This is a genomic window from Pantoea sp. B623 (assembly GCF_024814475.1).
Classification (GTDB): domain Bacteria; phylum Pseudomonadota; class Gammaproteobacteria; order Enterobacterales; family Enterobacteriaceae; genus Pantoea; species Pantoea ananatis.
This window is the reverse complement of sequence record NZ_JANUXM010000004.1, coordinates 3397896-3419460: the sequence shown is the minus strand read 5'-3', so window position 1 is coordinate 3419460 and position 21565 is coordinate 3397896. Positions and strand designations below refer to the sequence as shown.

General features: G+C 54.7%; 19 protein-coding genes and 1 pseudogene. 11 read left to right on the top strand and 9 right to left on the bottom strand.

The window, feature by feature from the left end; translation table 11 throughout:
• Positions 1-243: 243 nt before the first annotated feature.
• The 6 genes from NXS97_RS17850 to NXS97_RS17825 all read left to right on the top strand — a co-directional run bounded on the left by NXS97_RS17850 (position 244) and on the right by NXS97_RS17825 (position 5044).
• Positions 244-636, top strand: coding sequence for a RidA family protein (locus NXS97_RS17850; RefSeq protein WP_013026929.1), 393 nt, complete (start codon positions 244-246; stop codon positions 634-636).
• Positions 637-760: 124 nt separating this feature from the next.
• Positions 761-1603: a transporter substrate-binding domain-containing protein gene (locus NXS97_RS17845; RefSeq protein WP_013026930.1), complete on the top strand. Its 843-nt coding sequence runs from the start codon at positions 761-763 to the stop codon at positions 1601-1603.
• A 47-nt stretch (positions 1604-1650) separates the two neighbouring features.
• Positions 1651-2388, top strand: coding sequence for an amino acid ABC transporter permease (locus tag NXS97_RS17840; protein WP_013026931.1), 738 nt, complete (start codon positions 1651-1653; stop codon positions 2386-2388).
• Entirely contained in the window at positions 2385-3029 is a 645-nt protein-coding gene (locus tag NXS97_RS17835) for an amino acid ABC transporter permease (protein ID WP_013026932.1), read from the top strand. The genes NXS97_RS17840 and NXS97_RS17835 overlap by 4 nt, the downstream gene beginning before the upstream one ends.
• Positions 3026-3763: an amino acid ABC transporter ATP-binding protein gene (locus NXS97_RS17830; protein ID WP_013026933.1), complete on the top strand. Its 738-nt coding sequence runs from the start codon at positions 3026-3028 to the stop codon at positions 3761-3763. Before NXS97_RS17835 ends, NXS97_RS17830 begins: the two co-directional genes overlap by 4 nt.
• A gap of 9 nt (positions 3764-3772) precedes the next feature.
• On the top strand, positions 3773-5044 hold the full coding sequence (locus NXS97_RS17825) for an alanine racemase (protein WP_028715724.1): 1272 nt from the start codon (positions 3773-3775) through the stop codon (positions 5042-5044).
• Positions 5045-5139: 95 nt separating this feature from the next.
• On the opposite strand, the gene NXS97_RS17820 is transcribed toward NXS97_RS17825, so the two are convergent.
• Genes NXS97_RS17820 through cysJ form a run of 3 tightly spaced genes read right to left on the bottom strand, consistent with a single transcriptional unit; the run spans position 5140 to position 9391 of the window.
• Positions 5140-5871, bottom strand: coding sequence for a phosphoadenylyl-sulfate reductase (locus tag NXS97_RS17820; RefSeq protein ID WP_014594441.1), 732 nt, complete (start codon positions 5869-5871; stop codon positions 5140-5142).
• Positions 5868-7589 (bottom strand): assimilatory sulfite reductase (NADPH) hemoprotein subunit, encoded by a 1722-nt coding sequence (gene cysI / locus NXS97_RS17815; RefSeq protein WP_022623099.1) that lies wholly within the window; start codon positions 7587-7589, stop codon positions 5868-5870. Before cysI ends, NXS97_RS17820 begins: the two co-directional genes overlap by 4 nt.
• On the bottom strand, positions 7589-9391 hold the full coding sequence (gene cysJ, locus NXS97_RS17810) for an NADPH-dependent assimilatory sulfite reductase flavoprotein subunit (RefSeq protein ID WP_028715725.1): 1803 nt from the start codon (positions 9389-9391) through the stop codon (positions 7589-7591). Before cysJ ends, cysI begins: the two co-directional genes overlap by 1 nt.
• A gap of 273 nt (positions 9392-9664) precedes the next feature.
• On the opposite strand from cysJ, the gene NXS97_RS17805 reads away from it, so the two are divergent.
• The 3 genes from NXS97_RS17805 (at position 9665) to NXS97_RS17795 (ending at position 11755) form a co-directional block, all read left to right on the top strand.
• Complete coding sequence (locus NXS97_RS17805) at positions 9665-10492, top strand: arylamine N-acetyltransferase (RefSeq protein WP_028715726.1); 828 nt, start codon at positions 9665-9667, stop codon at positions 10490-10492.
• Positions 10493-10621: 129 nt separating this feature from the next.
• Positions 10622-10981, top strand: coding sequence for a 6-carboxytetrahydropterin synthase QueD (gene queD, locus NXS97_RS17800; protein WP_013026939.1), 360 nt, complete (start codon positions 10622-10624; stop codon positions 10979-10981).
• 174 nt (positions 10982-11155) lie between these two features.
• The gene (locus NXS97_RS17795; protein WP_013026940.1) at positions 11156-11755 is read left to right on the top strand and encodes an inorganic diphosphatase; all 600 of its coding nucleotides are present in this window, start codon (positions 11156-11158) and stop codon (positions 11753-11755) included.
• Positions 11756-11787: 32 nt separating this feature from the next.
• On the opposite strand, the gene queE is transcribed toward NXS97_RS17795, so the two are convergent.
• Entirely contained in the window at positions 11788-12459 is a 672-nt protein-coding gene (gene queE, locus NXS97_RS17790; RefSeq protein WP_014594445.1) for a 7-carboxy-7-deazaguanine synthase QueE, read from the bottom strand.
• A gap of 267 nt (positions 12460-12726) precedes the next feature.
• Between queE and NXS97_RS17785 the strand changes: the two are divergent.
• A pseudogene (locus NXS97_RS17785) lies at positions 12727-13227 on the top strand (nucleoside recognition domain-containing protein); the annotation flags it as partial.
• Positions 13181-13789, top strand: coding sequence for a M20/M25/M40 family metallo-hydrolase (locus tag NXS97_RS17780; protein WP_405037087.1), 609 nt, complete (start codon positions 13181-13183; stop codon positions 13787-13789). The pseudogene NXS97_RS17785 and the gene NXS97_RS17780, both read left to right, overlap by 47 nt.
• A gap of 57 nt (positions 13790-13846) precedes the next feature.
• Here the strand turns inward: NXS97_RS17780 and NXS97_RS17775 are convergent, their stop codons facing one another.
• The 5 genes from NXS97_RS17775 to relA all read right to left on the bottom strand — a co-directional run bounded on the left by NXS97_RS17775 (position 13847) and on the right by relA (position 21553).
• Positions 13847-14962: an endonuclease/exonuclease/phosphatase family protein gene (locus tag NXS97_RS17775; protein ID WP_116197781.1), complete on the bottom strand. Its 1116-nt coding sequence runs from the start codon at positions 14960-14962 to the stop codon at positions 13847-13849.
• Positions 14963-15201: 239 nt separating this feature from the next.
• The gene (eno, locus tag NXS97_RS17770) at positions 15202-16497 is read right to left on the bottom strand and encodes a phosphopyruvate hydratase (protein ID WP_013026946.1); all 1296 of its coding nucleotides are present in this window, start codon (positions 16495-16497) and stop codon (positions 15202-15204) included.
• Between the two features lie 76 nt (positions 16498-16573).
• Positions 16574-18211 carry a glutamine hydrolyzing CTP synthase gene (gene pyrG / locus NXS97_RS17765; protein ID WP_013026947.1) on the bottom strand — a complete coding sequence of 546 codons (1638 nt, stop codon included), beginning with the start codon at positions 18209-18211 and terminating at the stop codon, positions 16574-16576.
• A 229-nt stretch (positions 18212-18440) separates the two neighbouring features.
• Positions 18441-19229, bottom strand: coding sequence for a nucleoside triphosphate pyrophosphohydrolase (gene mazG / locus NXS97_RS17760; RefSeq protein ID WP_028715728.1), 789 nt, complete (start codon positions 19227-19229; stop codon positions 18441-18443).
• Between the two features lie 92 nt (positions 19230-19321).
• Entirely contained in the window at positions 19322-21553 is a 2232-nt protein-coding gene (relA, locus tag NXS97_RS17755) for a GTP diphosphokinase (protein WP_013026949.1), read from the bottom strand.
• Positions 21554-21565 lie beyond the last annotated feature (12 nt).

Here is a 21565-nt window from a genome sequence, read left to right as displayed (position 1 = left end):
CTATTTATCAGGGCACCAAAAGAGCGCACTCAATAATGATAAAAAGAGCTCTTCATCACCATTTATTTAAAAAACTTATCATTAATGACAAATATTCGTGAAGCCAGTTGTAAAGCATCAAAATAATCCCTGATCAGGCTATTGCAAAAGAAATAACATTGTGCAAATCTCGACCTATCCGGTATTGCAGATTTAATTCCGGTATATCAGACAAGCTACAGGAATGATTCTAAGGGCACAAGCATGACAATCAAGCGCTATGGCACAGAGGGCGGTGTCGGTACCGGAGGACAAAAGCTGCCTTTTGCCCGTGCGGTAGAAGCCGACGGCTGGCTGTATATCTCCGGGCAGACGCCAATGAAAGGCGGCGAGGTCGTTGAAGGCGGCATCATTGAGCAGACGCGCCTGGCCTTCGACAACTGTCTGACCATTATGCAGGAAGCAGGCTATCGGATTCAGGATGTTGTGCATGTGACGGCGGTCCTGACGGATGCACGTTACTTCAGCTCATTTAATAAAGTGTTTAGTGAGCTTTTTCATGATAACCCGCCCGCCCGTATTTGCAGCGTGCAGGACCTGGTTGTGGATTGCAAAGTCGAAGTCGATATGACGTGTTTTAATGCCGAACGGAAATAAAAGCTGATTCTTATCTCCCCGGCCAGAAATAAACGCATTCGGTATAAAAGTGATAATTAAAAAACGTCTCTCCACATTATTTAATAATGTTGGTGATATCCCTCTTTTATTTGAGAGCAGAAATATGAATACCACTTTCCAGCAAAATGTATTCACCCGGTTCCTGCCTGCCCTGTTCACCGTGGTGGCACTGGCCGGTTGTACGCCAACGGACAATAAAAATGAAACCGCAGGTGCCGCACCGGCATCCACGCTGCAAACCGTGCTTCAGCGTGGCACGTTGCGGGTGGGTGACTGCCTGAGCTTTGCGCCCTTCGGTTTTTACGATAAAGCCGGTAATCCCGACGGTTACGATGTGGATCTGGCCAAAGCCCTGGCAAAAGCGATGGGGGTAAAGCTCGAAATGGTGAACACCACCAGCGCTAACCGCATTCCTAATCTGCAAACCAATAAAGTGGATGTCGTGTTCTGTAATTTCACCCGCAACCTGGAGCGCGCCAAAGAGATTGGTTTTACTCAGCCTTACGTGGTGGCCAGTGAAGCGATGCTGGTTCGCAAAGTAAGCGGAATCAAATCGGCCCACGACATGGCAGGAAAAACTATCGCGACGGTCAAAGGCTCGACCAACGGCGACGAAGTTCGCAGCATGGGGATCGATGTAAAGATCCAGGAATATGATTCCTCTCAGGCAGCAATTCTGGCCGTGAAGCAGGGTCAGGCAGATGCCATGATTGAAGATAATAACTTCCTCGCCTATCAGGCCAAACTCGACCCAACACTGGAAGTCACTAATGAAGCCCTGGTTCCGCTGGAATACAACGCGTTCGGCGTCAAGCAAGGCGATCAGGTGTGGACGAACTATCTCAACGAATTCCTGTTTGAAATTAACGCATCAGGTGAGAACGCTCAGCTCTACCAAAAATGGTTTGGCAGTAAGCCTCGCTATCCGCTGAATCCGCAGTTCTGACAGAAGAGGACGCAGGTCACGCCTGTGTCCTCCTGAGGAGGCTTTCTATGCGCTACCAATGGCTGACACTCTGGCAATATGCCGATACCTTTCTCGCCGCGACCTGGTTAACGCTTCAGGTGACGTTGCTGGCTTTTATGCTGGCGCTGGTACTGGGACTGCTGGCCGCGCTGGCGAAATCTGCGACTTTTGCGCCTTTGCGCTGGTTGAGCCACGGCTACGTTGAATTTATTCGTAACACGCCCGTGTTGCTGCAGATTTTTATCGTCTTTTTCGGGCTTCCCTCGCTGGGCATTACCATGAGCGCCTTTACCGCGGGCGTGCTGGCGCTGGGGATTAACGTCGGTGCCTATCTGGCTGAGGTTTTTCGCGCCGGTATTCAGTCCGTCCCCAAAGGTCAGTTGGAAGCCGCCTGGATTCTTGGCATTAGTCGTCGCCAGCGATTTTTAAACGTGGTCATGCCACAGGCCGCGCGCGCCGTCTGGCCCGCGATTATTAACAACCTGATTCAGCTACTGTTGGGCACCTCACTGCTGTCAGCCATTGCGCTACCGGAGTTGACGGGAACCGCAACGGTCATCAATGCGCGTACGCTGCTCTACATTCAGACATTCAGCGTCGTCGCGCTGGTCTATCTGTTTCTCAGTAACCTGTTTTCCTGGCTGGGCAATGTCGCGGGACGCCGACTGTTTATGCCGCCGCTGGTTGTCTCGGTCAAACGGCCCATCTGGACGCAGGCGAAAAGAATGTTTTCCCATACGATTAAACGGGAGCCAGCCCAATGAGCGAATTGATCCTCAGCAGTCTGCCGCTCCTGTGGCGCGGTCTGGTGATTACGTTATTGCTGTCGGTCGCTGCCATTGCGGGCAGCACGTTGCTGGGTTTACTGGCCGCGATTTTGCGTACCAGCCGCATCCCTGTCGCCCGGCAAATTGCCGTGATCTATACCGAGCTGTTTCGCGGCACGCCCGTGCTTATCACGCTGATGTTTATTTACTTTGGCGTGGCCTATTTCGGGTATGACATCAACCTGTTTGCCGCAGGCATTTTGGGCCTGAGCATTTATCAGGGCGCTTACATTGCCGAGATTTTTCGTGGCGGGATTGAAGCCGTGCCGAAAGGACAGTGGGAAGTTTCGTGGATCCTTGGGCTCTCCAGGCGGCAAACTTTCACCAGCGTGATTCTGCCGCAAACTCGCGGCATCGTATTGCCGCCGCTGGTGGGTCAGTATCTGTCGCTGATTAAAGATACCTCTATCGTCAGCATGATAGGCATGTCGGAACTGATGCATCAGGGCCAGGCCATCGTCGATCGCATCGGACAGCCCGTAGTGGTTTATGGTCTGGTTGCCCTGCTCTATTTCGTTATCTGTTTTCCGCTTTCCCGCTGGGTCCAGCATCAGCAAACCAGGAACTCGTTATCATGAAAAATGCAGCCATTACTCTGAGCCGGATTACGAAGTCATTTGGCGCTACGCAAGTTCTGAAAGAGATCAGCCTTGATGTCTCGCCCGGAGAGGTGCTGGTGCTGATCGGCGCATCCGGTTCCGGTAAAAGTACCGTACTACGGATCATGAGTGGTCTGGAAAAGGCCGACGGCGGCGAAATTTGGGTTAACGACGTTCCGCTGCACGACCCAAAACGCAATCGTGATATTTGTGGTCAGGTGGGGATGGTGTTCCAACAGTTCAACCTGTTTCCTCATAAAACCGCCCTCGGCAATGTCACCCTGGCGCTGATAAAAGCGCAGAAACTGTCTGTGGCCGAGGCGAATTCGCGCGGGATGGCAGCGCTGGAGCGCGTTGGACTGGCTGACCGTGCCGATCACTATCCTTCTCAGCTCTCCGGGGGACAGCAACAACGTGTGGCCATTGCGCGCGCCCTGGCGGTGCAGCCAAAAATCATGTTCTTTGATGAAGCCACGTCCGCTCTCGATCCTGAATTAGTCGGTGAAGTAATGGAAGTGATGCGCGGGCTGGCGCGCGAGGGCATGACAATGGTGGTGGTAACCCACGAAATGGGGTTTGCCCGGAAAACAGCCGATCGCGTTGTTTTTATGGATCAGGGCGTGATTGCTGAGCAGGGTAAGCCGGACGACATTTTTGTTCATCCGCAGAATCCGCGCACGCAACAGTTTCTGTCACGCGTGCTTGAGCACTAAGGAGCCGTCATGTCTTTACATTTTCCGCTGATCGCAGACGCGAAGCTGGACACTGCGCAGCCGTCGCCCCGCTTTAAATCGGTTGCCGGTGAGGGCGATGCTCCCCTTAAGGTCGGCACCGCCGTGCTGAGTAGTGAAGATGTCTTTTCGCCCGTCATGGTAATGAAACAGTCCGCTCTGGAAAACAACCTGCGGCAGTTAGCAGCGTTTTGCCAGGAGAAAGGCGTCATGCTGGCAGCACATGGCAAAACCTCAATGGCACCGGCAGTCTTACGCCGGGCCGTGACCCAGGGCGGCGCGTGGGGGATTAGCGCAGCAACACCTGCTCAGGTGCGCGCCCTGCGCCATTTCGGTATCCGCAACGTGTTTCTGGCAAACGAATGTGTCGATCCTGGCGGAATTCGCTGGATTGGTGAATGGCAGCGTCGGCATCCTGACCACGGCTTTCTCTGTTACGTTGACTCCCTGGCGGGCGTTACGCTGCTGGAGCAAAACCTGGGCGACACGGCCATTGCGGTCTTGATTGAAGTGTCGATTCCCGGCGGCAGAACAGGATGCAGAACCGAAGAGGAGGTGCTGGCGATTGCTGAGCGCATCGCCCAAAGTCGCCATCTTCATCTTGTAGGTATCGCAGGCTATGAAGGCGCGCTGGGTGCCGGGCGGGATGCGGCTGGCGTGGCGTTAATTCAGCACTACTGCAACGTTATGCTGGACTGCGCCAGAATGCTGGCTGAACGCCAGCTGTTCCACAGCAAGACGATTCTGCTCAGCGCAGGCGGGGGGGCGTGGTTTGATGTGGTGACAGCCTGTTTTACCCAGGCCGTTTTGCCGCTGCCGGTTCAGCCTTTGATTCGCTCGGGTGCCTACATGGCACACGACAGCGGGCTCTATTCGCGTATAGCGCCTTTTTCTCAGCCCGGTGCTGACCACCATTTTGAAGCGGCCCTGGAAATCTGGGGGCGCGTGCTTTCCCGCCCTGAATCTGGTCTGGCGCTGCTGGATTTCGGCAGACGGGACGTGCCCTTCGATCAGGATTTGCCCGTGCCTTTGTGGATTCGCCAGCCGGATGGCACCGCGCCACGAACCGGCACGCATCTGCACATCAGTGAGGTTAACGATCAGCACGCCTATTTACGCGTGCCTGACGATGAATCGCTGATGCCGGGAGACTGGGTCGGATGCGGTATTTCTCATCCGTGCACGGCATTTGATAAATGGCGTTATCTTCCCTTAGTGGATGATGAATACCGGGTGGTGGACAGCGTCGAGACGGCGTTTTGATCGCAGCCGACATCCTTCCCCTGAGGCGATGACGGAGGCCATAGCAAAACGGGCGACCCCAGAGGATCGCCCGTTACCAGAACTAAGCGCGTCAGTTAGCCTTCGTGCAGGCCGCACTCACGTTTCAGGCCAAAGAAACGCGTTTCTTCTTCTGCCATCCCCGGCTCCCACTTGCGCGTGGTGTGCGTATCTCCGACAGACAGATAGCCTTCCTCCCACAGCGGATGGTATTTCAGGTTGTGGGTTTGCAGATACTGATGAATCTGGCGGTTATCCCAGTCAATAATCGGCAGCACTTTAAACACGCCGCGCTGCACGCCCAGTACCGGCAATGTGGCGCGGCTGCCTGACTGATCGCGTCGCAGGCCCGCAAACCAGGTTTGGGCGCCCAGGGTTTCCAGCGCCCGATTCATCGGCTCAACTTTGTTGATCTGGTTGTACTGTTCAATGCCCTCTACCCCTTGCTCCCACAGCTTGCCGTAGCGGGCTTCCTGCCACGCTGGCGAGGTTTCCGCCCGGAACACCTGCAGGTTAAGGTTAAGCTGGTCAGCCAGTTCATCAATAAAGCGGTAGGTTTCCGGAAACAGATAACCGGTATCGGTGAGGATGACCGGAATATCCGGTTGTACGCGCGTCACCAGATGCAGCGATACCGCAGCCTGAATGCCAAAGCTGGACGAGAGCACGTAAGCCCCCGGCAGATTTTCCAGTGCCCAGCTTACACGCTCTTCAGCCGTGGCTTTTTCCAGTTGGGCGTTGGTTGCCGCCAACGCCATCGCGCGCTGGACCTTCGACATCTCATTCAGTGCTGCAAGATCGATACTCATTTTGCCTCCTGCCAGAAGTCGCGCGCAGGATCCAATACCGGCGTAACAATGCCAGCCCGAATCACGAAGTCACCAAAGCCTTCTGCGGCCTCGCGCTCTTTCGCCCAGCGACCTACCAGCTCATCAAGTGTGGCGAGAATTTCACTTTCAGTAATATTTTCGCGATACATACGTGGAATGCGCGTTCCGATGCGGTTACCCCCGATATGCAGGTTGTAACGGCCCGGCGCTTTCCCCACCAGGCCCACTTCTGCCAGCATGGCACGGCCACAGCCGTTCGGACAACCGGTAACGCGTAACACTATGTGCTCTTCGCCTACGCCATGGCTGTGCATGATCTCTTCGACTTTCGTCACGAAAGACGGCAGAAAACGTTCAGCCTCCGCCATCGCCAGCGGACAGGTTGGAAACGCCACGCAGGCCATCGAGTTTTCCCGCTGGGCCGTCACGTTTTCCATCAGGCCGTGTTCGTGGGCAATCGCTTCAATCTGCGCTTTTTGGCTTTCCGGCACGCCTGCCACAATCAGGTTCTGGTTGGCGGTCAGACGGAAATCGCCCTGATGGATTTTGGCGATTTCCGCCACGCCGCTTTTCAGCGGACGTCCCGGATAATCCAGCAGACGACCGTTTTCGATGAACAGCGTCAGATGCCACTTGTTATCAATGCCCTTGATCCAGCCAATGCGATCGCCACGGGTGGTGAATTCGTAAGGACGTGTCGGTGCAAACGTGACACCGGCGCGCTTCTCGACTTCCGCCTTAAACGTCTCTACGCCTACGCGTTCCAGCGTGTATTTGGTTTTGGCGTTTTTACGATCGGTACGGTTGCCCCAGTCGCGCTGGGTCGTCACTACCGCTGCTGCCACATCCAGGATCTTATCGACCGGGAAGTAGCCAAATTCGCTGGCGGTACGCGCGTAGGTGGCTTTATTACCGTGCTCGATAGACAGGCCGCCGCCCACCAGCAGGTTAAAGCCCACCAGCTTGCCGTTTTCCGCAATCGCGATAAAGTTCAGATCGTTAGCGTGCAGATCAACATCGTTATGCGGCGGAATCACCACCGTGGTTTTAAACTTACGCGGCAGGTAGGTCTGGCCCAGGATCGGCTCTTCGTCGGTGGTGGCCACTTTTTCCTGATCCCACCAGATCTCGGCATAAGCGCGGGTTTGCGGCAGCAGATGCTCCGACAGCTTTTTGGCCCACTCATAGGCTTCCTGATGCAACTCAGACTCCACTGGGTTTGAGGTGCAGAGGACGTTACGGTTAACGTCATTCGCGGTCGCCAGCGCATCCAGCCCCACTTCGTGCAGCATCTGGTGCGTCGGCTTCACGTTCTTCTTCAGAATGCCGTGAAACTGGAAAGTCTGACGGTTGGTCAAACGGATGCTGCCGTAAAGGGTTTTATCGGTAGCAAATTTATCAATCGCCAGCCACTGTGTGGGCGTAATGATCCCGCCCGGCAGACGACAGCGCAGCATCATCGCATGGCGAGGCTCAAGTTTTTGCTCCGCACGTTCAGCACGAATATCGCGGTCATCCTGCTGATACATGCCGTGAAAACGGATCAGCAGGAAGTTATCGCCGCTGAAACCACCGGTCAGGCCCTCGTCGAGGTCCTCAAGGATGGTACCGCGCAGGTAGTTGCTCTCTTTTTTTAAACGCTCAGCGTCGGTGAGTTTGCCTTCAACCACCAGCGGGCCAGGGTATTTTTCAGTCATTAGTAAACGTCTCGCTGATAACGGCGCTCAATGCGCAGCTCACTTAAAAATTCGTCAGCCGTTTCACGATCCATAGCGCCGTGTTCGACCACCACATCCAGTAATGCCTGCTCAACGTCTTTTGCCATACGATTGGCGTCGCCGCAGACGTAAAGGTGCGCGCCTTCCTGTAACCAGCTCCACACCTCCGCACCCTTAGCGCGGATTTTATCTTGTACGTAAATTTTCTCGGCCTGATCGCGCGACCAGGCCAGATCGATATTCGTTAACAGGCCATCTTTCACGTATTTCTGCCATTCCACCTGATACAGGAAATCGTCAGTAAAGTGTGGATTGCCAAAGAATAGCCAGTTTTTACCGCTGGCGCCGTCGTTCTCGCGCTGCTGCATAAAGGCGCGGAACGGCGCAATACCGGTGCCAGGCCCAATCATAATGACCGGTGCATCCGGGTTGGCGGGCAGGCGAAAATTATCGTTGTGTTCGATAAACACGCGCACCTCACCGTCTTCTTCAATGCGATCCGCCAGCCAGGTGGAAGCGCCGCCGCCGCGCGGGCGCCCTTCAATATCAAAGCGCACGGCCCCCACGGTGATATGTACTTCGGTATCGGTTTCGGCCTGAGACGAAGCGATAGAGTAAAGACGCGGCGTTAACGGACGCAGCAAGCCGGATAACTGTTCTGCGCTCAGTTGGGCTGGTGCCAGACGAACCATATCAACAATCGGATAGCGTTGCGCATACTGCTGCAGTTTGGCTTTATCATCCACCAGTGACAGCAGTTCGTCGTTACGCGCTAAGCTCGCATATTGCGCCACGATTTGCGCCGTATTGACCGTTAACTCAAAATGTTTCTGCAACGCCTCTGCCAGCGGTAACGTCTGGCCCTGCACCTCAACCGGCTCATCGCCTTTTAGCCACACCAGTTCAAGCAGCTCGTTAACCAGCGCGGCGTCATTCTCATACCAGACGCCCAGCGCATCACCAGGCTGGTAGCGTAACCCTGAATCGCCCAGGTCGATCTCGATATGACGCACATCTTTGTCCGAATCGCGCCCGGTAATTTTCTGGTTCACCGCCAGGCTGGCACTAAGCGGCTGCTCTTTAGTGTAAGGGCTGGTGAAGACTTCGTTCACGCTGCCGGCGACGGTTGCCGCACTCTGGGCCGGTGACGCTGCCGGTACGCGTTCTTTCAGTGCAGCAGTAATTGCCGCGCGCCAGGCGCTGGCCTGCTCGGCATATTCAACATCCGCATCAACCCGATCCAGCAGTCGTTCTGCACCCAGCTCGGCCAGGCGGCTGTCAAAATCTTTGCCCGCTTTGCTGAAGAATTCATAGGAGGTATCGCCCAGACCAAACACGGCAAAGGCCGCGCCGTCCATTTTGGGCGCTTTCTTAGACATCAGGAATTTATGCAGCGCAACGGCCTCTTCCGGTGGTTCGCCTTCGCCCTGCGTCGAGGTCACGACAATCAGAATTTTTTCCTGGCCAATCTGCTTAAATTTAAAGTCGCCCGCGTTGACCAGATTCACGGTCAGTTTTGCCGCCTGCAGGTCATCGCGTAACTGCTCGGCTACCCGGCGGGCATTGCCGGTTTGTGAGGCAGAGAGCAGCGTAATCGCCGGGGTTTCAGCCTGCGCAGGCGCGCTGGCAACCGCCTGGCCTGGCGTTTGATTGACCATGCCCCAGAAATAGCCAGAGAGCCAGGCCATCTGAGTGGTGGAAAAATCTGTCGTTGCTGCCTGTAAACGAGCAAGTTGCTCCGGAGAGAGCGGAAGCATTGAGCCTGGTGCCTGAGTCGTCATCGCGATAAAAATTCCAGTAGCAGAAGTCCGGACCGAATAGTAGCGGAAGAGAAGAAAGGGTACAGGCTGCTATATTAACGATTAAATACGCCTTCGACATATCAAATAACCAAAATGACTAAATGGTTTTTCAGATAAAATTAATCGTTAAAAGTGGTAAGAATATTGAGGGTTAACACACTCAGGTAATCACGGCGCGCACTGGACTTTACGACGGGTGATCGCGGCAAATTGCTGGGTTAACAACAGGAAAACGACCAGGAGCGACGACAGGTGCCAGGCATTATCACCGCGTTACCGCAAGCAATGGCGGAGCAGATTCTGCAAAAACTGGGGTTTAGCGCGCCTCCCGCTCCTGATGAGATCGGACTGAGTGAGATATATCGCGCCTGGTGCCAGTCGGTACCCTTTGATAATCTTCGCCGCCGTCTGATGACTGACCACGACAGCGCCCTCCCCTTGCCCGGCAGCACGGCAACCGACTTTTTCACTCACTGGTTAACCTATGGCACAGGCGGCACCTGCTGGGCGGGCCATGGCGCGCTGCATGCCCTGCTGATACACGTGGGATTTAACGTGCAGTTTGGCCTTTCCATCATGCTGTCCTCACGTCCGGCGCCCGCAGGTTCCCCCGGTCATGGCATGCTGTTTGTTAACATGGATGCAGGCACGCGGGTGGTTGACAGCACGCTGCTCCATGGCCATCCGCTCCCGCTGGAAGCCAGGCTGAATCCCCATCCCGTCTGGGGCACGCGCGTTTATGAGCGAGACGGCAGTTGGTACATACACTGGAAACCGCTGGGTCGGGCAGGGATCGACTGCAAAATTCTGACTACCGACCTCCCCGTTGACGCGTTTCAGTCACGTCATCAACAGAGCCGACATAGCAGCCGCTTTGACGGTGCCTTGCTGATTCGCCGCGCCAGCGCCGGGAGCATCACCGGAATCGTGAAGGGAGAACGGGTTATCAGGGACCCTGAGGGAAAGGAAACCTTTACGCCGCTGTCACGTTCAGAGCAGCAACGGCTGCTGATTGAGGATTACGGCATAGCGGAAGCTATCGTGGCGCGGCTTCCGGCTGACGATCCGGGCCATGGCTGAGCGCATTTTGGGAAAGGCGCGCGAATCCTTTTACTATTCTGGCTTAATCGTCGTTTCACGGCGCTTAGCAGATGCGAAAAACTGGCCTTTCAGGTAGAATTCAGCCGTTTTTAATGCCTGAGAGCGATTATGTCTACCACGTTATTTAAAGAGTTCCAGTTCGAAGCCGCACACTATTTACCCAATGTGCCGGCAGGACACAAATGCGGCCGTCTGCACGGTCACTCATTCCTTGTTCGTCTGGAAATTACCGGTGAAGTGGATGCGCATACCGGCTGGGTCATGGATTTTGCTGAGCTGAAAGCGGCGTTTAAACCCCTCTATGACAGGCTCGATCACTACTATCTTAATGAGATCCCCGGACTGGAGAATCCCACCAGCGAAGTCCTGGCAAAATGGATTTGGGATCACATGAAGCCTCGCCTGCCGCTGCTGAGCGCGGTGATGATCAAAGAAACCTGTACTGCAGGCTGCACCTATCGCGGTTAATCTGCTCTGTACGGCAGCGCAGCCGGTCACCCGCTTACTGACCTGTTGATCGGCCTGCTGCCGCCTCTCCTGCGCGACATCAGCTGAACTCTCCTCCTCTGTCTGACGTCATCCTTCTGTCATCTTTCCCCACCAGGCTGTTCTCTCCTTCATTAAAGATCAAGAGAATCAACAATGAACCTGGTAAAACCGCTTTTTGCTTGTCTCTTCTTTATCACCGCCTCTGCCGCCGTTCAGGCGGAAAACATCCTAAGCTTTCCACAACCCGACTCACTGCCCGACGAATTCTATGCCGTGACGGAAATTCCCGCAGGCGGAATCATCAAATATGAAACCGATGCGAAAACCGGTTTTATCGTTGCCGATCGTTTTCAGTCGATGCCGGTCGCTTATCCGGCAAACTACGGTTCGCTGACGCAATCGCTGGGCGGCGATAACGATCCGCTGGATGTGATCTTCTACACCCGCGCCCCACTTGCGCCCGGGACATTAATTAAACTGCGCCCGATTGGCGTACTGAAAATGATCGACGGTGGCGAAGTGGATGACAAAATCGTGGCGGTTCCGGCCAGCAAAGTCGATCCGACCTATGATGCGATTCAGACGGTCGCCGATCTGCCAAAGCTGGAACAGCAGCGGCTGGAAGCGTTCTTTCGCGTCTATAAAGCGCTGCCGGAAGGGCGTAAAAACGTGGAGCTGAAGGGATTCGAAGACGCCAGCGCGGCCAAAGCGGAGATCAAACAGGCTTTTGAGGCCTGGAAAGCGAAGCAATAACGGTCAGGCGGCGAGAGGCCGCCTGAGTCTTATCAGGCGATGTTCAGATATTTATGTGTCTGCATCGACAGGCGCCAGTTGCGCGCAATACAGGTCTCAATACAAAGTTTTGTCGCCTCATCTTTGCGGCTAATTGGCTGCAGCGCAATGATTCGAGCTTTGCTGTCCTGAATGCCAGCCAGCAGGTCGTCTAACGCCTCCACATCACGTTGCCGGGCAACCGGATGTTTGATTTCATCCGCACGGCTCAGGGCCTGAGCCAGCACGTCGTATCCGCCGCGCATATTTACCTTGGGTGAAACGGTAACCCAGGTTTGTTCGGAACAGTGGATTTCATGGGTTCCGCTGGTCTCAATCTGGCATTGAAATCCTGCCGCCTCCAGCGATGCGGTCAGCGGGCGTAAATCGTAAATGGCCGGTTCGCCGCCAGTGATCACCACATGGCGGGCCGTCCAGCCCTGTTGCGCGATGCTGCTGAGCAGCGTCGCCGTATCGGCGTTGCCCCAGGCATCGCTTTCCACCGTTTTGACCAGAATATCGCCTAATGATGTTTCCCGATCCGCCTGTTTTTCCCAGGTGTGTTTGGTGTCACACCAACTGCATCCTACCGGACATCCCTGTAAGCGGATGAAAATAGCCGGCACGCCGGTGTAATAACCTTCGCCTTGCAGCGTCTGGAACATTTCGTTAATCGGGTACTGCATAATGGTCTCTGTGGTTTTAGCAAAACGCGATTATCGCAGAACTCCGGGTTGAGATCATGTCAGGTGATGCGGCGTGGCTGACTCTGTCTAAGGCAAGCCGGATTTTTGCGTTTATCCAGAGGCGAATTTCACTGATTATTGTGAGCTGATTAGCACTATTTGGCCCGTTGCTGGCTCTTTGTCCTGCAAATTGATCGTCATCATTCCTCCGCTTACATCCCACTTTTAGCATCGCCTTTTGTCGCCAAAGATGTAAGGAAATAAACGATGACTGACTCTTCTCAATCCGAACCGCTTAAGGTCGGACCGGGCGCTTACCTGGCCTTGCTGTTTGCCATGGTGTTTTTCTCCGGTCTGCCTGGCGGAAAAGAGTGGTATGGCGTGTTTGACTTCACCACATTAAACGGGGCATTCGGAAAAGTGGTATCCGGTGTCAGTCTTCAAACCGACACCCTGGATGTCGCGCAAAGCGCCTTTCGGGGAAAAGGCGGTTATGGGGCAATGGATGGGTTCCTGTTCGCATTTGGCTTGATCCCTGCTGTTATGTTTGCATTAGGCATGATCAACGTGCTTGAGCACTACGGCGCACTTCGTGCAGCCCGTAAGCTACTTACCCCGCTACTGCGGCCTCTGATGGGGATCCCAGGCTCAACCGGGCTGGCCATGATTGGGAGTCTGCAAAGCACGGATGTTGGCGCATCATTAACCCGCGTACTGGCTGATGAAGGGCAGATCACGGAAAGGCATGGCGCGGTATCGGCTGAATTTTAGCGGCGTTGCTGCGCATTCGGGCAACGATCCCGATAAAGGCCGTTCAGCCATCAACGTACTGGCGTACAGCGTCATTGCCGTTGCGAACCTGGCCGATCCCGCACAGGGCACAACGGTAAACACCGGCGTGATCTCAGGCGGGGACGCGGCAAATATTGTGCCAGACCACGCAGAGATGATCGTAGACGTGCGCTTTCAGCTTAACGCTGAGTTTGAGCGGGTCAACATGGCGATGAAAGCCCTTGCGCATTCTGAGGCGGAGCCCGGCGTAACGACGCAGGTTACCCAGCAGGCTTACACGCCTGCCATGACGCCAGATGCTAAAACAGAAGCGCTAATGCAGATCGTCGAGCAAGCCGGGCAAACAGAAGACATTGAGATTAGCTGGCAGGCTGTAGGCGGGGGCTCAGATGCCAACCATACCGCCGCAGTGGGCACGCCCTCACTGGATGGGTTTGGCCCCATCGGCGCAAATTTTCATAGCCCGTCTGAATATATGGAACTGAACAGCATTGAACCGCGCATTCGTTTACTGAAACGCATCATTCAGTCGCTGTAATGCTGTGGCTGCACAGGCTGCGGTCAGCGCCGCGACCTGTGCCGTCTATACCTCGGACTAGATCTTCAGGTCCACCCAGACTGCCGCATGATCCGAGGCGGCATTCACCTCTTTTTTCAGTTCGGGATAGGTTTCCCATTTTACCGGGCTCACGCCTGGCCACATCCCTTTGCGCCATACGCCGCCCTTTTCCACTTTTTTCCACAGCGCGGGGGACAGTAAAATGTAGTCAATTTTATTACTGGCGCTGCAGCCGCCCCAGGTTCCTGGATAGCCGCCGTTATCAAATTTTTCATGGGTGAAGATATCTTTCAGATCGGTTTCTTTCAGCAGAGGTGCCAGCGCCTCGCTGTCCGGCGTATCGTTAAAGTCTCCGGTGATAGCAATCAGCGTTTGTCCCTCTTTAATTCGCTGCTGATAAATTGCCTTCACCCGTTCGGCCTGCAGTTTACGGCGGGCGTCGGAAAGCGTTTTGGCACCGTAGCCTTTGCTTTTAAAATGGTTAACCAGCACGTGCAGGGTTTGTCCATCGGGTAGCGGAATCGCAAATTCGGGACAGTCGCGCGAGAAAATCAGGTCGCCCTGCTTATCCTTATCATCAACGTGGCTGCGAATGGTGTCGATTGCGAAGCCTGCTCCTGTCATCAGGCCAACATCAATGCCCCGCTCATCGTTGCCGTCAATCACCATGACATGATCAAAAGGCGTTCCCTGGCGCGCAGGCAGCATGGCGTTATTAAATTCCAGTAAAGCGGGCCGGCTTTCTGCCTCAACAACGGTCAAAATATCTGCCTTGAGGTCAATCATGACCTGCGCTGTTAATCCCATAGCTATTTCATCTACCGGCGCACGCCGCAGTTCCAGCGAACCGACCCAGTCGGCGCGTCCTGCGGCAATAATCTTTATTCCGCTGTTGTCTGTGGGGCGGGTCAACAGCTTGCCCCGGTTACGCCGCAGGATAACAAAGGGGCCGGTATCTGACTTTTGCAGCCCCAGCGCCTCCATCAATTCCACCATTTGCTTCTTAGTCGCATCGCTGTATTCCACCTGCCCCAGCAGTGCATTCAGTTGGGCGAATTTTTCCAGCGTCGGTTTGCCCTCACGCCATTCGTTTTGGTTCATTGCTCTGGCGCGATCGAACAGGTTTTCCACGTTATAAGAAGCCAGTCTCATGCGTTTCCCCCTTCTGCCTGTCAGAAATATGAACCTGAAGCGCGTGCTTCAGGCCAGCGGTAAGGTGCGAGGTCAGCCCGGCGCACCTTGCTCGTTATTCAGTGTCGGTGGGTTTTATTAAGAACGGATGTAAACAGCATAGACGTCGCGCAAAAAGATGGCGGAAGCTGCATAAGGTCCGGGCATAAAAAAACCCGCCACGTGGGCGGGTTATGATCAGAAGTCAGACGGCAGTAAACTTACTGACCTTTAACTTCTTTCAGACCGTTGAAGGGGGCTTTTGAACCCAGCGCTTCTTCGATACGGATCAGCTGGTTGTACTTAGCAACACGGTCAGAACGGCTCATTGAACCGGTTTTGATCTGGCCCGCAGCTGTACCGACCGCCAGGTCAGCGATGGTCGCATCTTCAGTTTCGCCTGAGCGGTGAGAGATCACAGCGGTATAGCCTGCATCTTTCGCCATTTTAATTGCAGCCAGGGTTTCGGTCAGTGAACCGATCTGGTTGAATTTGATCAGGATAGAGTTAGCGATGCCTTTCTCGATACCTTCTTTCAGGATTTTGGTGTTGGTTACGAACAGGTCGTCGCCCACCAGCTGGATTTTGTCGCCCAGCACTTTGGTCTGGTAGGCGAAGCCATCCCAGTCAGACTCGTCCAGGCCATCTTCGATAGAAACGATCGGATACTGTTTAGTCAGATCTTCCAGGAAGTGGGTGAACTCTTCTGAGGTAAACGCTTTACCGCCTTCACCGGCCAGAACGTATTTGCCATCTTTGTAGAATTCAGAAGCCGCACAGTCCATGGCCAGGGTGATGTCTTTACCCAGCTCGTAACCGGCTGCTTTTACCGCTTCAGCGATAACGGCCAGCGCTTCGGCGTTAGAACCCAGGTTTGGCGCATAGCCACCTTCGTCACCCACCGCCGTGCTCATGCCTTTGCTTTTCAGCACTTTTGCCAGGTTGTGGAACACTTCAGAACCCATACGGATCGCTTCTTTAACGTTTGAAGCGCCAACCGGCTGAATCATGAATTCCTGAATGTCGACGTTGTTGTCTGCATGTTCGCCGCCGTTGATGATGTTCATCATTGGCAGTGGCATAGAGTATTTGCCCGGGGTGCCGTTCAGCTCAGCGATGTGCTCATACAGCGCCTGACCTTTAGAGGCCGCTGCGGCTTTCGCTGCTGCCAGGGAAACAGCCAGAATGGCGTTAGCACCGAAGTTAGATTTGTTCTCAGTACCGTCCAGGTCGATCATGATTTTATCGATGTTCGCCTGATCTTTCGCGTCTTTGCCTTTTACCGCTTCAGCAATCGGGCCGTTAACCGCAGCAACGGCTTTGGTTACGCCTTTGCCCAGGAAACGGGATTTGTCACCGTCACGCAGTTCCAGTGCTTCACGAGAACCGGTAGATGCACCTGACGGTGCCGCAGCCAGACCAACGAAACCACCTTCCAGGTGAACTTCTGCTTCAACAGTTGGGTTGCCACGTGAGTCGATAATTTCGCGACCGATGACTTTTACGATTTTGGCCATTACGATTTTCCTCAGTACAAGTTAGTCAATCCTAAGACAAAGAACGCGCGAAAAGTTCGCGCGTTGTTCGTTAAACTTATTTCGCTAAACGCTTCTGATGCTCATGTGCTGCTTTCACAAAACCCGCAAACAACGGATGACCATCGCGAGGCGTCGATGTGAACTCAGGGTGGAACTGGCAAGCAATAAACCATGGATGATTGGGGATCTCAATGATCTCAACCAACTGATCGTCACCTGAACGACCTGCCACGCGTAAACCCGCTGCCTCAATTTGCTTCAGCAGCATGTTGTTCACTTCATAGCGGTGACGATGGCGCTCAACAATGGTGTCAGAACCGTACAGCTGGCGAACCTTACTTTCCGGATTCAGCTGGCACTGCTGGCTGCCCAGGCGCATGGTGCCACCCAGATCGCTCTGTTCAGTACGCACTTCCACGTTGCCTTCTTCGTCACGCCATTCGGTGATCAGTGCCACCACCGGATACTTACAGTCTGGCACAAATTCAGTGGAGTTAGCGCCTTCCATTCCGGCGACGTTACGGGCGAACTCCATCAGTGCGACCTGCATGCCGAGGCAGATGCCGAGATAAGGCACGTTGTTTTCACGCGCGTATTTCGCCGTCATCAGCTTGCCTTCTACACCACGGTAGCCAAAGCCACCAGGGATCAGAATGGCATCCAAATCTTTCAGCAATTCGACACCACGGGTTTCAACGTCCTGTGAGTCGATCAGCTTGATGTTTACGGTCACACGATTTTTCAGACCGCCGTGCTTCAGCGCTTCAATAACGGATTTATAGGCATCCGGCAGCTCGACATATTTGCCCACCATGCCAATGGTGACTTCGCCGCCCGGATTGGCTTCTTCATAAATCACCTGCTCCCACTCGGCCAGATTGGCTTCCGGGGCGTTCAGGTTGAAACGCTTACAGATGTAGTCGTCCAGGCCCTGTGATTTCAACATGCCAGGAATTTTATAAATTGAATCGACGTCTTTCAGCGAGATAACGGCTTTTTCCGGCACGTTACAGAACAGGGCAATTTTGCCACGCTCATTGGCTGGCACCGCACGATCGGACCGGCAAATGAGCACGTCAGGCTGAATACCGATGGAGAGCAGCTCTTTGACCGAGTGCTGCGTCGGCTTGGTTTTCACCTCGCCTGCGGCGGCCATGTAAGGCACCAGCGTCAGGTGCATATACATCGTATGCTCGCGGCCCACATCCACCGCCATCTGACGAATCGCTTCCAGGAACGGCAGGGATTCGATATCACCAACCGTACCGCCGATTTCGACCAGCACCACATCGTGACCTTCACCGCCTTCAAGAATGCGCTCTTTGATCGCATTCGTGATATGAGGGATGACCTGAATAGTGGCGCCAAGGTAGTCACCGCGACGCTCTTTGCGCAGGACTTCTGAGTAGATACGGCCCGTGGTGAAGTTGTTGCGGCGCGACATTTTAGTGCGGATGAAGCGCTCGTAGTGACCCAAATCCAGATCGGTTTCGGCACCATCATCGGTGACAAACACTTCACCATGCTGAGTAGGGCTCATGGTACCCGGATCGACGTTGATGTACGGATCCAGTTTCATGATGGTCACATTCAGACCACGCGCTTCGAGAATGGCTGCGAGGGAGGCTGCGGCAATGCCTTTACCCAGAGAGGATACGACCCCGCCGGTCACAAAAATATAATTCGTTGTCATGCTGAACCTGAGAGTTTAGGTTTAAAGACGGTGGAATAACCAGGACGGGAAAACAGTATACTGGAAACCGCTATCAGCCACAATTGATGAATCACATCCCTCTCCCAAAGCATTGCTGCGGGTAACATAGCGGATAGCGGTAAACAAAATTTTGACCTGCGTCACAAATCTGACGTCAGGCTGAATCGAGTAAGCTCGAGCGCACACTTTATGCGCGGTGCAGGAATAATCAGCTTTTTTCCGTTGCCTTTACCTGCTGCCAGGCGGCCTCCATCTGTTCCAGCGTCGCCCCCGGCATTGTCAGGCCCTGCGCGCTGATAATAGCTTCTACCGCGCGGAAACGTCGCTCAAACTTGTCGTTGGCTTTCTGCAGCGCCGTTTCGGCCTTGCTGCCCAAATGACGAGAGAGGTTAACGGTCGCAAACAGGAGATCGCCAATCTCTTCTTCCAGCTTTTGAGGATCGATAACGCTTTGCTGCGCTTCATGCATGACTTCGTCAATCTCTTCATGCACCTTATCGACCACCGGCCCCAGTGTGCTCCAGTCGAAGCCCACGTTGTGGCATCGTTTCTGAATTTTATGGGCGCGCATCAGGGCTGGCAGGGCTTTGGGAATATCGTCCAGCGCGGAGTGCTGCGCTTTTTCTGCCCGTTCGGCGCTTTTAATCGCTTCCCAGTTTTTTAACACGTCTGCGCTGTTCTCTGCCGTGCCGTCCGCAAAAATGTGTGGATGGCGGCGTTCCAGCTTGTCACTTATTGCATGGCAGATATCATCAAAATTAAAACGCCCCTGCTCCTGGGCCATCTGGGCATAAAACACCACCTGAAACAGCAAATCGCCCAGCTCCCCCCGCAGATCGTCGAAGTCCTCGCGCTGGATGGCGTCCAGCACTTCATAGGTTTCTTCCAGCGTGTAAGGCGCGATAGTGGCAAAGGTCTGCTCGCGATCCCACGGGCAACCCTGCTGCGGATCGCGCAGGGTTTTCATAATGCCCAGCAGGCGATCAATTGACGTCATAGGGAAATCCTTCAGGTGTTCAGTTGGCATAACAGCGGTGATAAAAGCAGCCAGGCGCACGTCGGTCAAGACATGCGCCTGATAACGGACGATTAGTGCAGGCGGCGGGCATCGATAATGTCAGGCACCTGATTCAGGCGAGACAGCACGCGTCCCAGGACCTGGTGGTTATAAATCTCGATATCCATATCAATGGTGGCGAGCTGTTTTTTGGTATCGCTGCGGCTTGAAACGCCCAGGACGTTAACCTTCTCATTCGCGAGGATGGTGGTGATATCGCGTAACAGCCCGCTACGATCGTTGGCCGTCACCCTTACGACCAGCGAGTAGCCGCTGGAGTAGCTTTCGCCCCATACGGCATCCACAATGCGCTCGGGCGCGGTGGAAATCAGCTCAGACAGCTGGTCGCAATCGGCGCGGTGAATCGAAATGCCCCGTCCGTGCGTGATAAAACCCACGATGTCGTCACCCGGAATCGGCTGACAGCAGCGTGCAATATGGTGCATCAGGTTGCCCACGCCTTCCACGACCACACGGCCGCTCTCTTTGCGTGACGTTGGCGCATGCGATTTTTGTGTGAGCTGGCGCAGGGCTTCACGATCCTGCTCTTCCGCCGTCGGCTTATTGAGCTTCGCCTGCAGGAAATTCACCATCTGATGAAGGCGAATGTCCCCCCCGCCGATGGCAGCCAGCAACTCGTCCAGCGAGGTAACGTTATAGCGCGGCAGCAGCAGTTTCTCGGCTTCACGCAGGCTGATATCCATCTGATTCAGCTCGTTATCCAGAATCTGACGACCGGCAAGAATGTTTTTATCGCGATCCTGCTTGCGGAACCAGTTATGAATCTTGGCGCGGCCTCGGCTGGTGGTGATGAACCCCAGGTTAGGGTTCAGCCAGTCACGACTCGGATTCGGCTGTTTTTGGGTGATGACTTCCACCTGATCGCCCATCTGCAGCTGATAGGTGAAGGGCACAATGCGGCCACCAATCTTGGCACCGATGCAGCGGTGACCGATATCGCTGTGAATGTGGTAAGCGAAATCCAGCGGGGTAGAACCTGCCGGCAAATCGACCACGTCCCCTTTTGGCGTAAAGACATAGACGCGGTCGTCAAATACCTGGCTGCGCACCTCTTCCAGCAGCTCGCCGGAATCCGCCATCTCTTCCTGCCATGAGATCAGCTTACGTAGCCAGGCAATGCGCTCTTCGTGACCTGCCGCGCCGCGCGCATGGCTGGACGACGGCCCTTCTTTGTATTTCCAGTGCGCGGCGACGCCCAGCTCAGCGTCCTCATGCATCTGGCGGGTACGGATCTGGATCTCGACGGTTTTGCCCTCGGGCCCCAGAACCACGGTATGAATAGACTGATAGCCGTTAGGTTTGGGGTTGGCGACATAGTCGTCGAACTCGTTGGGCAGGTGGCGATACAGCGTGTGCACCGTGCCCAGCGCGCCGTAGCAGTCCTGCAGTCGCTCGGCGACAATACGCACCGCGCGAACATCAAATAGCTCATCAAACGCCAGCGACTTCTTCTGCATCTTGCGCCAGATGCTGTAGATATGTTTAGGACGGCCGTACACTTCGGCCCGCACGCCCTCTTTTGCCATCTCTTTGCGCAGATTATCGACAAAGTTATCGATGTACTGCTCACGGTCGATGCGGCGCTCGTGCAGCAGCTTAGCAATGCGCTTGTACTCGTCGGGATGCAGGTAGCGGAAGCAGTAATCTTCCAGCTCCCACTTAAGCTGACCGATGCCCAGGCGGTTCGCCAGCGGGGCATAAATATTGGTGCTCTCTTTCGCCGCCAGTACGCGTTCATCTTCCGGCGCGTCTTTAACTTCGCGCAGGTTCATGATGCGCTCAGCCAACTTCAGCACCACGCAGCGAAAATCTTCCACCATGGCGAGCAACATACGGCGGACATTATCCACCTGCTCAGAAGCCATTGAATCGTTATGAATGGCTTTCAGCTGACGAATGGCGTCCATATCGCGGACCCCGTGCACCAGCGAAACGATGCCCGGACCGACGGTTTTTTCCAGCTCTTCTTCGCTGACCACTTCGTCATTCGCGAGCGGGAAAATCAATGCGGCGCACAGGCTTTCGATATCCATGCTGAGCATCGAGAGAATTTCCACCATCTCGATGCCGCGCCACAGCAGCAGCGACTGGTGAGGATGCCCCTGAGTCTGCGCTTCACAATAGCGCCAGGTTTCAGCAAGGCGATCACAGGAATGCGGGTTAGCAACGCCAAGACTGGCGATCCACTGGTCAAGGGCAAACTCCCCTTCCGTATTTAAATGCGCACTTCTGACCGCAACCATATCCTCTCCTGC

Excerpts from the sequence above, each read along its gene's own strand:
- queE (WP_014594445.1), bottom strand. The coding sequence starts at position 12,459 with ATGCAGTACCCGATTAACGAAATGTTCCAGACGCTGCAAGGCGAAGGT.
- NXS97_RS17780 (WP_405037087.1), top strand. The coding sequence starts at position 13,181 with ATGAAGGGCAGATCACGGAAAGGCATGGCGCGGTATCGGCTGAATTTT.
- eno (WP_013026946.1), bottom strand. The coding sequence starts at position 16,497 with ATGGCCAAAATCGTAAAAGTCATCGGTCGCGAAATTATCGACTCACGT.
- relA (WP_013026949.1), bottom strand. The coding sequence starts at position 21,553 with ATGGTTGCGGTCAGAAGTGCGCATTTAAATACGGAAGGGGAGTTTGCC.
- NXS97_RS17835 (WP_013026932.1), top strand. The coding sequence starts at position 2,385 with ATGAGCGAATTGATCCTCAGCAGTCTGCCGCTCCTGTGGCGCGGTCTG.
- mazG (WP_028715728.1), bottom strand. The coding sequence starts at position 19,229 with ATGACGTCAATTGATCGCCTGCTGGGCATTATGAAAACCCTGCGCGAT.
- cysJ (WP_028715725.1), bottom strand. The coding sequence starts at position 9,391 with ATGACGACTCAGGCACCAGGCTCAATGCTTCCGCTCTCTCCGGAGCAA.
- queD (WP_013026939.1), top strand. The coding sequence starts at position 10,622 with ATGTCTACCACGTTATTTAAAGAGTTCCAGTTCGAAGCCGCACACTAT.
- NXS97_RS17830 (WP_013026933.1), top strand. The coding sequence starts at position 3,026 with ATGAAAAATGCAGCCATTACTCTGAGCCGGATTACGAAGTCATTTGGC.
- NXS97_RS17850 (WP_013026929.1), top strand. The coding sequence starts at position 244 with ATGACAATCAAGCGCTATGGCACAGAGGGCGGTGTCGGTACCGGAGGA.
- NXS97_RS17825 (WP_028715724.1), top strand. The coding sequence starts at position 3,773 with ATGTCTTTACATTTTCCGCTGATCGCAGACGCGAAGCTGGACACTGCG.
- pyrG (WP_013026947.1), bottom strand. The coding sequence starts at position 18,211 with ATGACAACGAATTATATTTTTGTGACCGGCGGGGTCGTATCCTCTCTG.
- NXS97_RS17775 (WP_116197781.1), bottom strand. The coding sequence starts at position 14,962 with ATGAGACTGGCTTCTTATAACGTGGAAAACCTGTTCGATCGCGCCAGA.
- NXS97_RS17845 (WP_013026930.1), top strand. The coding sequence starts at position 761 with ATGAATACCACTTTCCAGCAAAATGTATTCACCCGGTTCCTGCCTGCC.
- cysI (WP_022623099.1), bottom strand. The coding sequence starts at position 7,589 with ATGACTGAAAAATACCCTGGCCCGCTGGTGGTTGAAGGCAAACTCACC.
- NXS97_RS17795 (WP_013026940.1), top strand. The coding sequence starts at position 11,156 with ATGAACCTGGTAAAACCGCTTTTTGCTTGTCTCTTCTTTATCACCGCC.
- NXS97_RS17820 (WP_014594441.1), bottom strand. The coding sequence starts at position 5,871 with ATGAGTATCGATCTTGCAGCACTGAATGAGATGTCGAAGGTCCAGCGC.
- NXS97_RS17840 (WP_013026931.1), top strand. The coding sequence starts at position 1,651 with ATGCGCTACCAATGGCTGACACTCTGGCAATATGCCGATACCTTTCTC.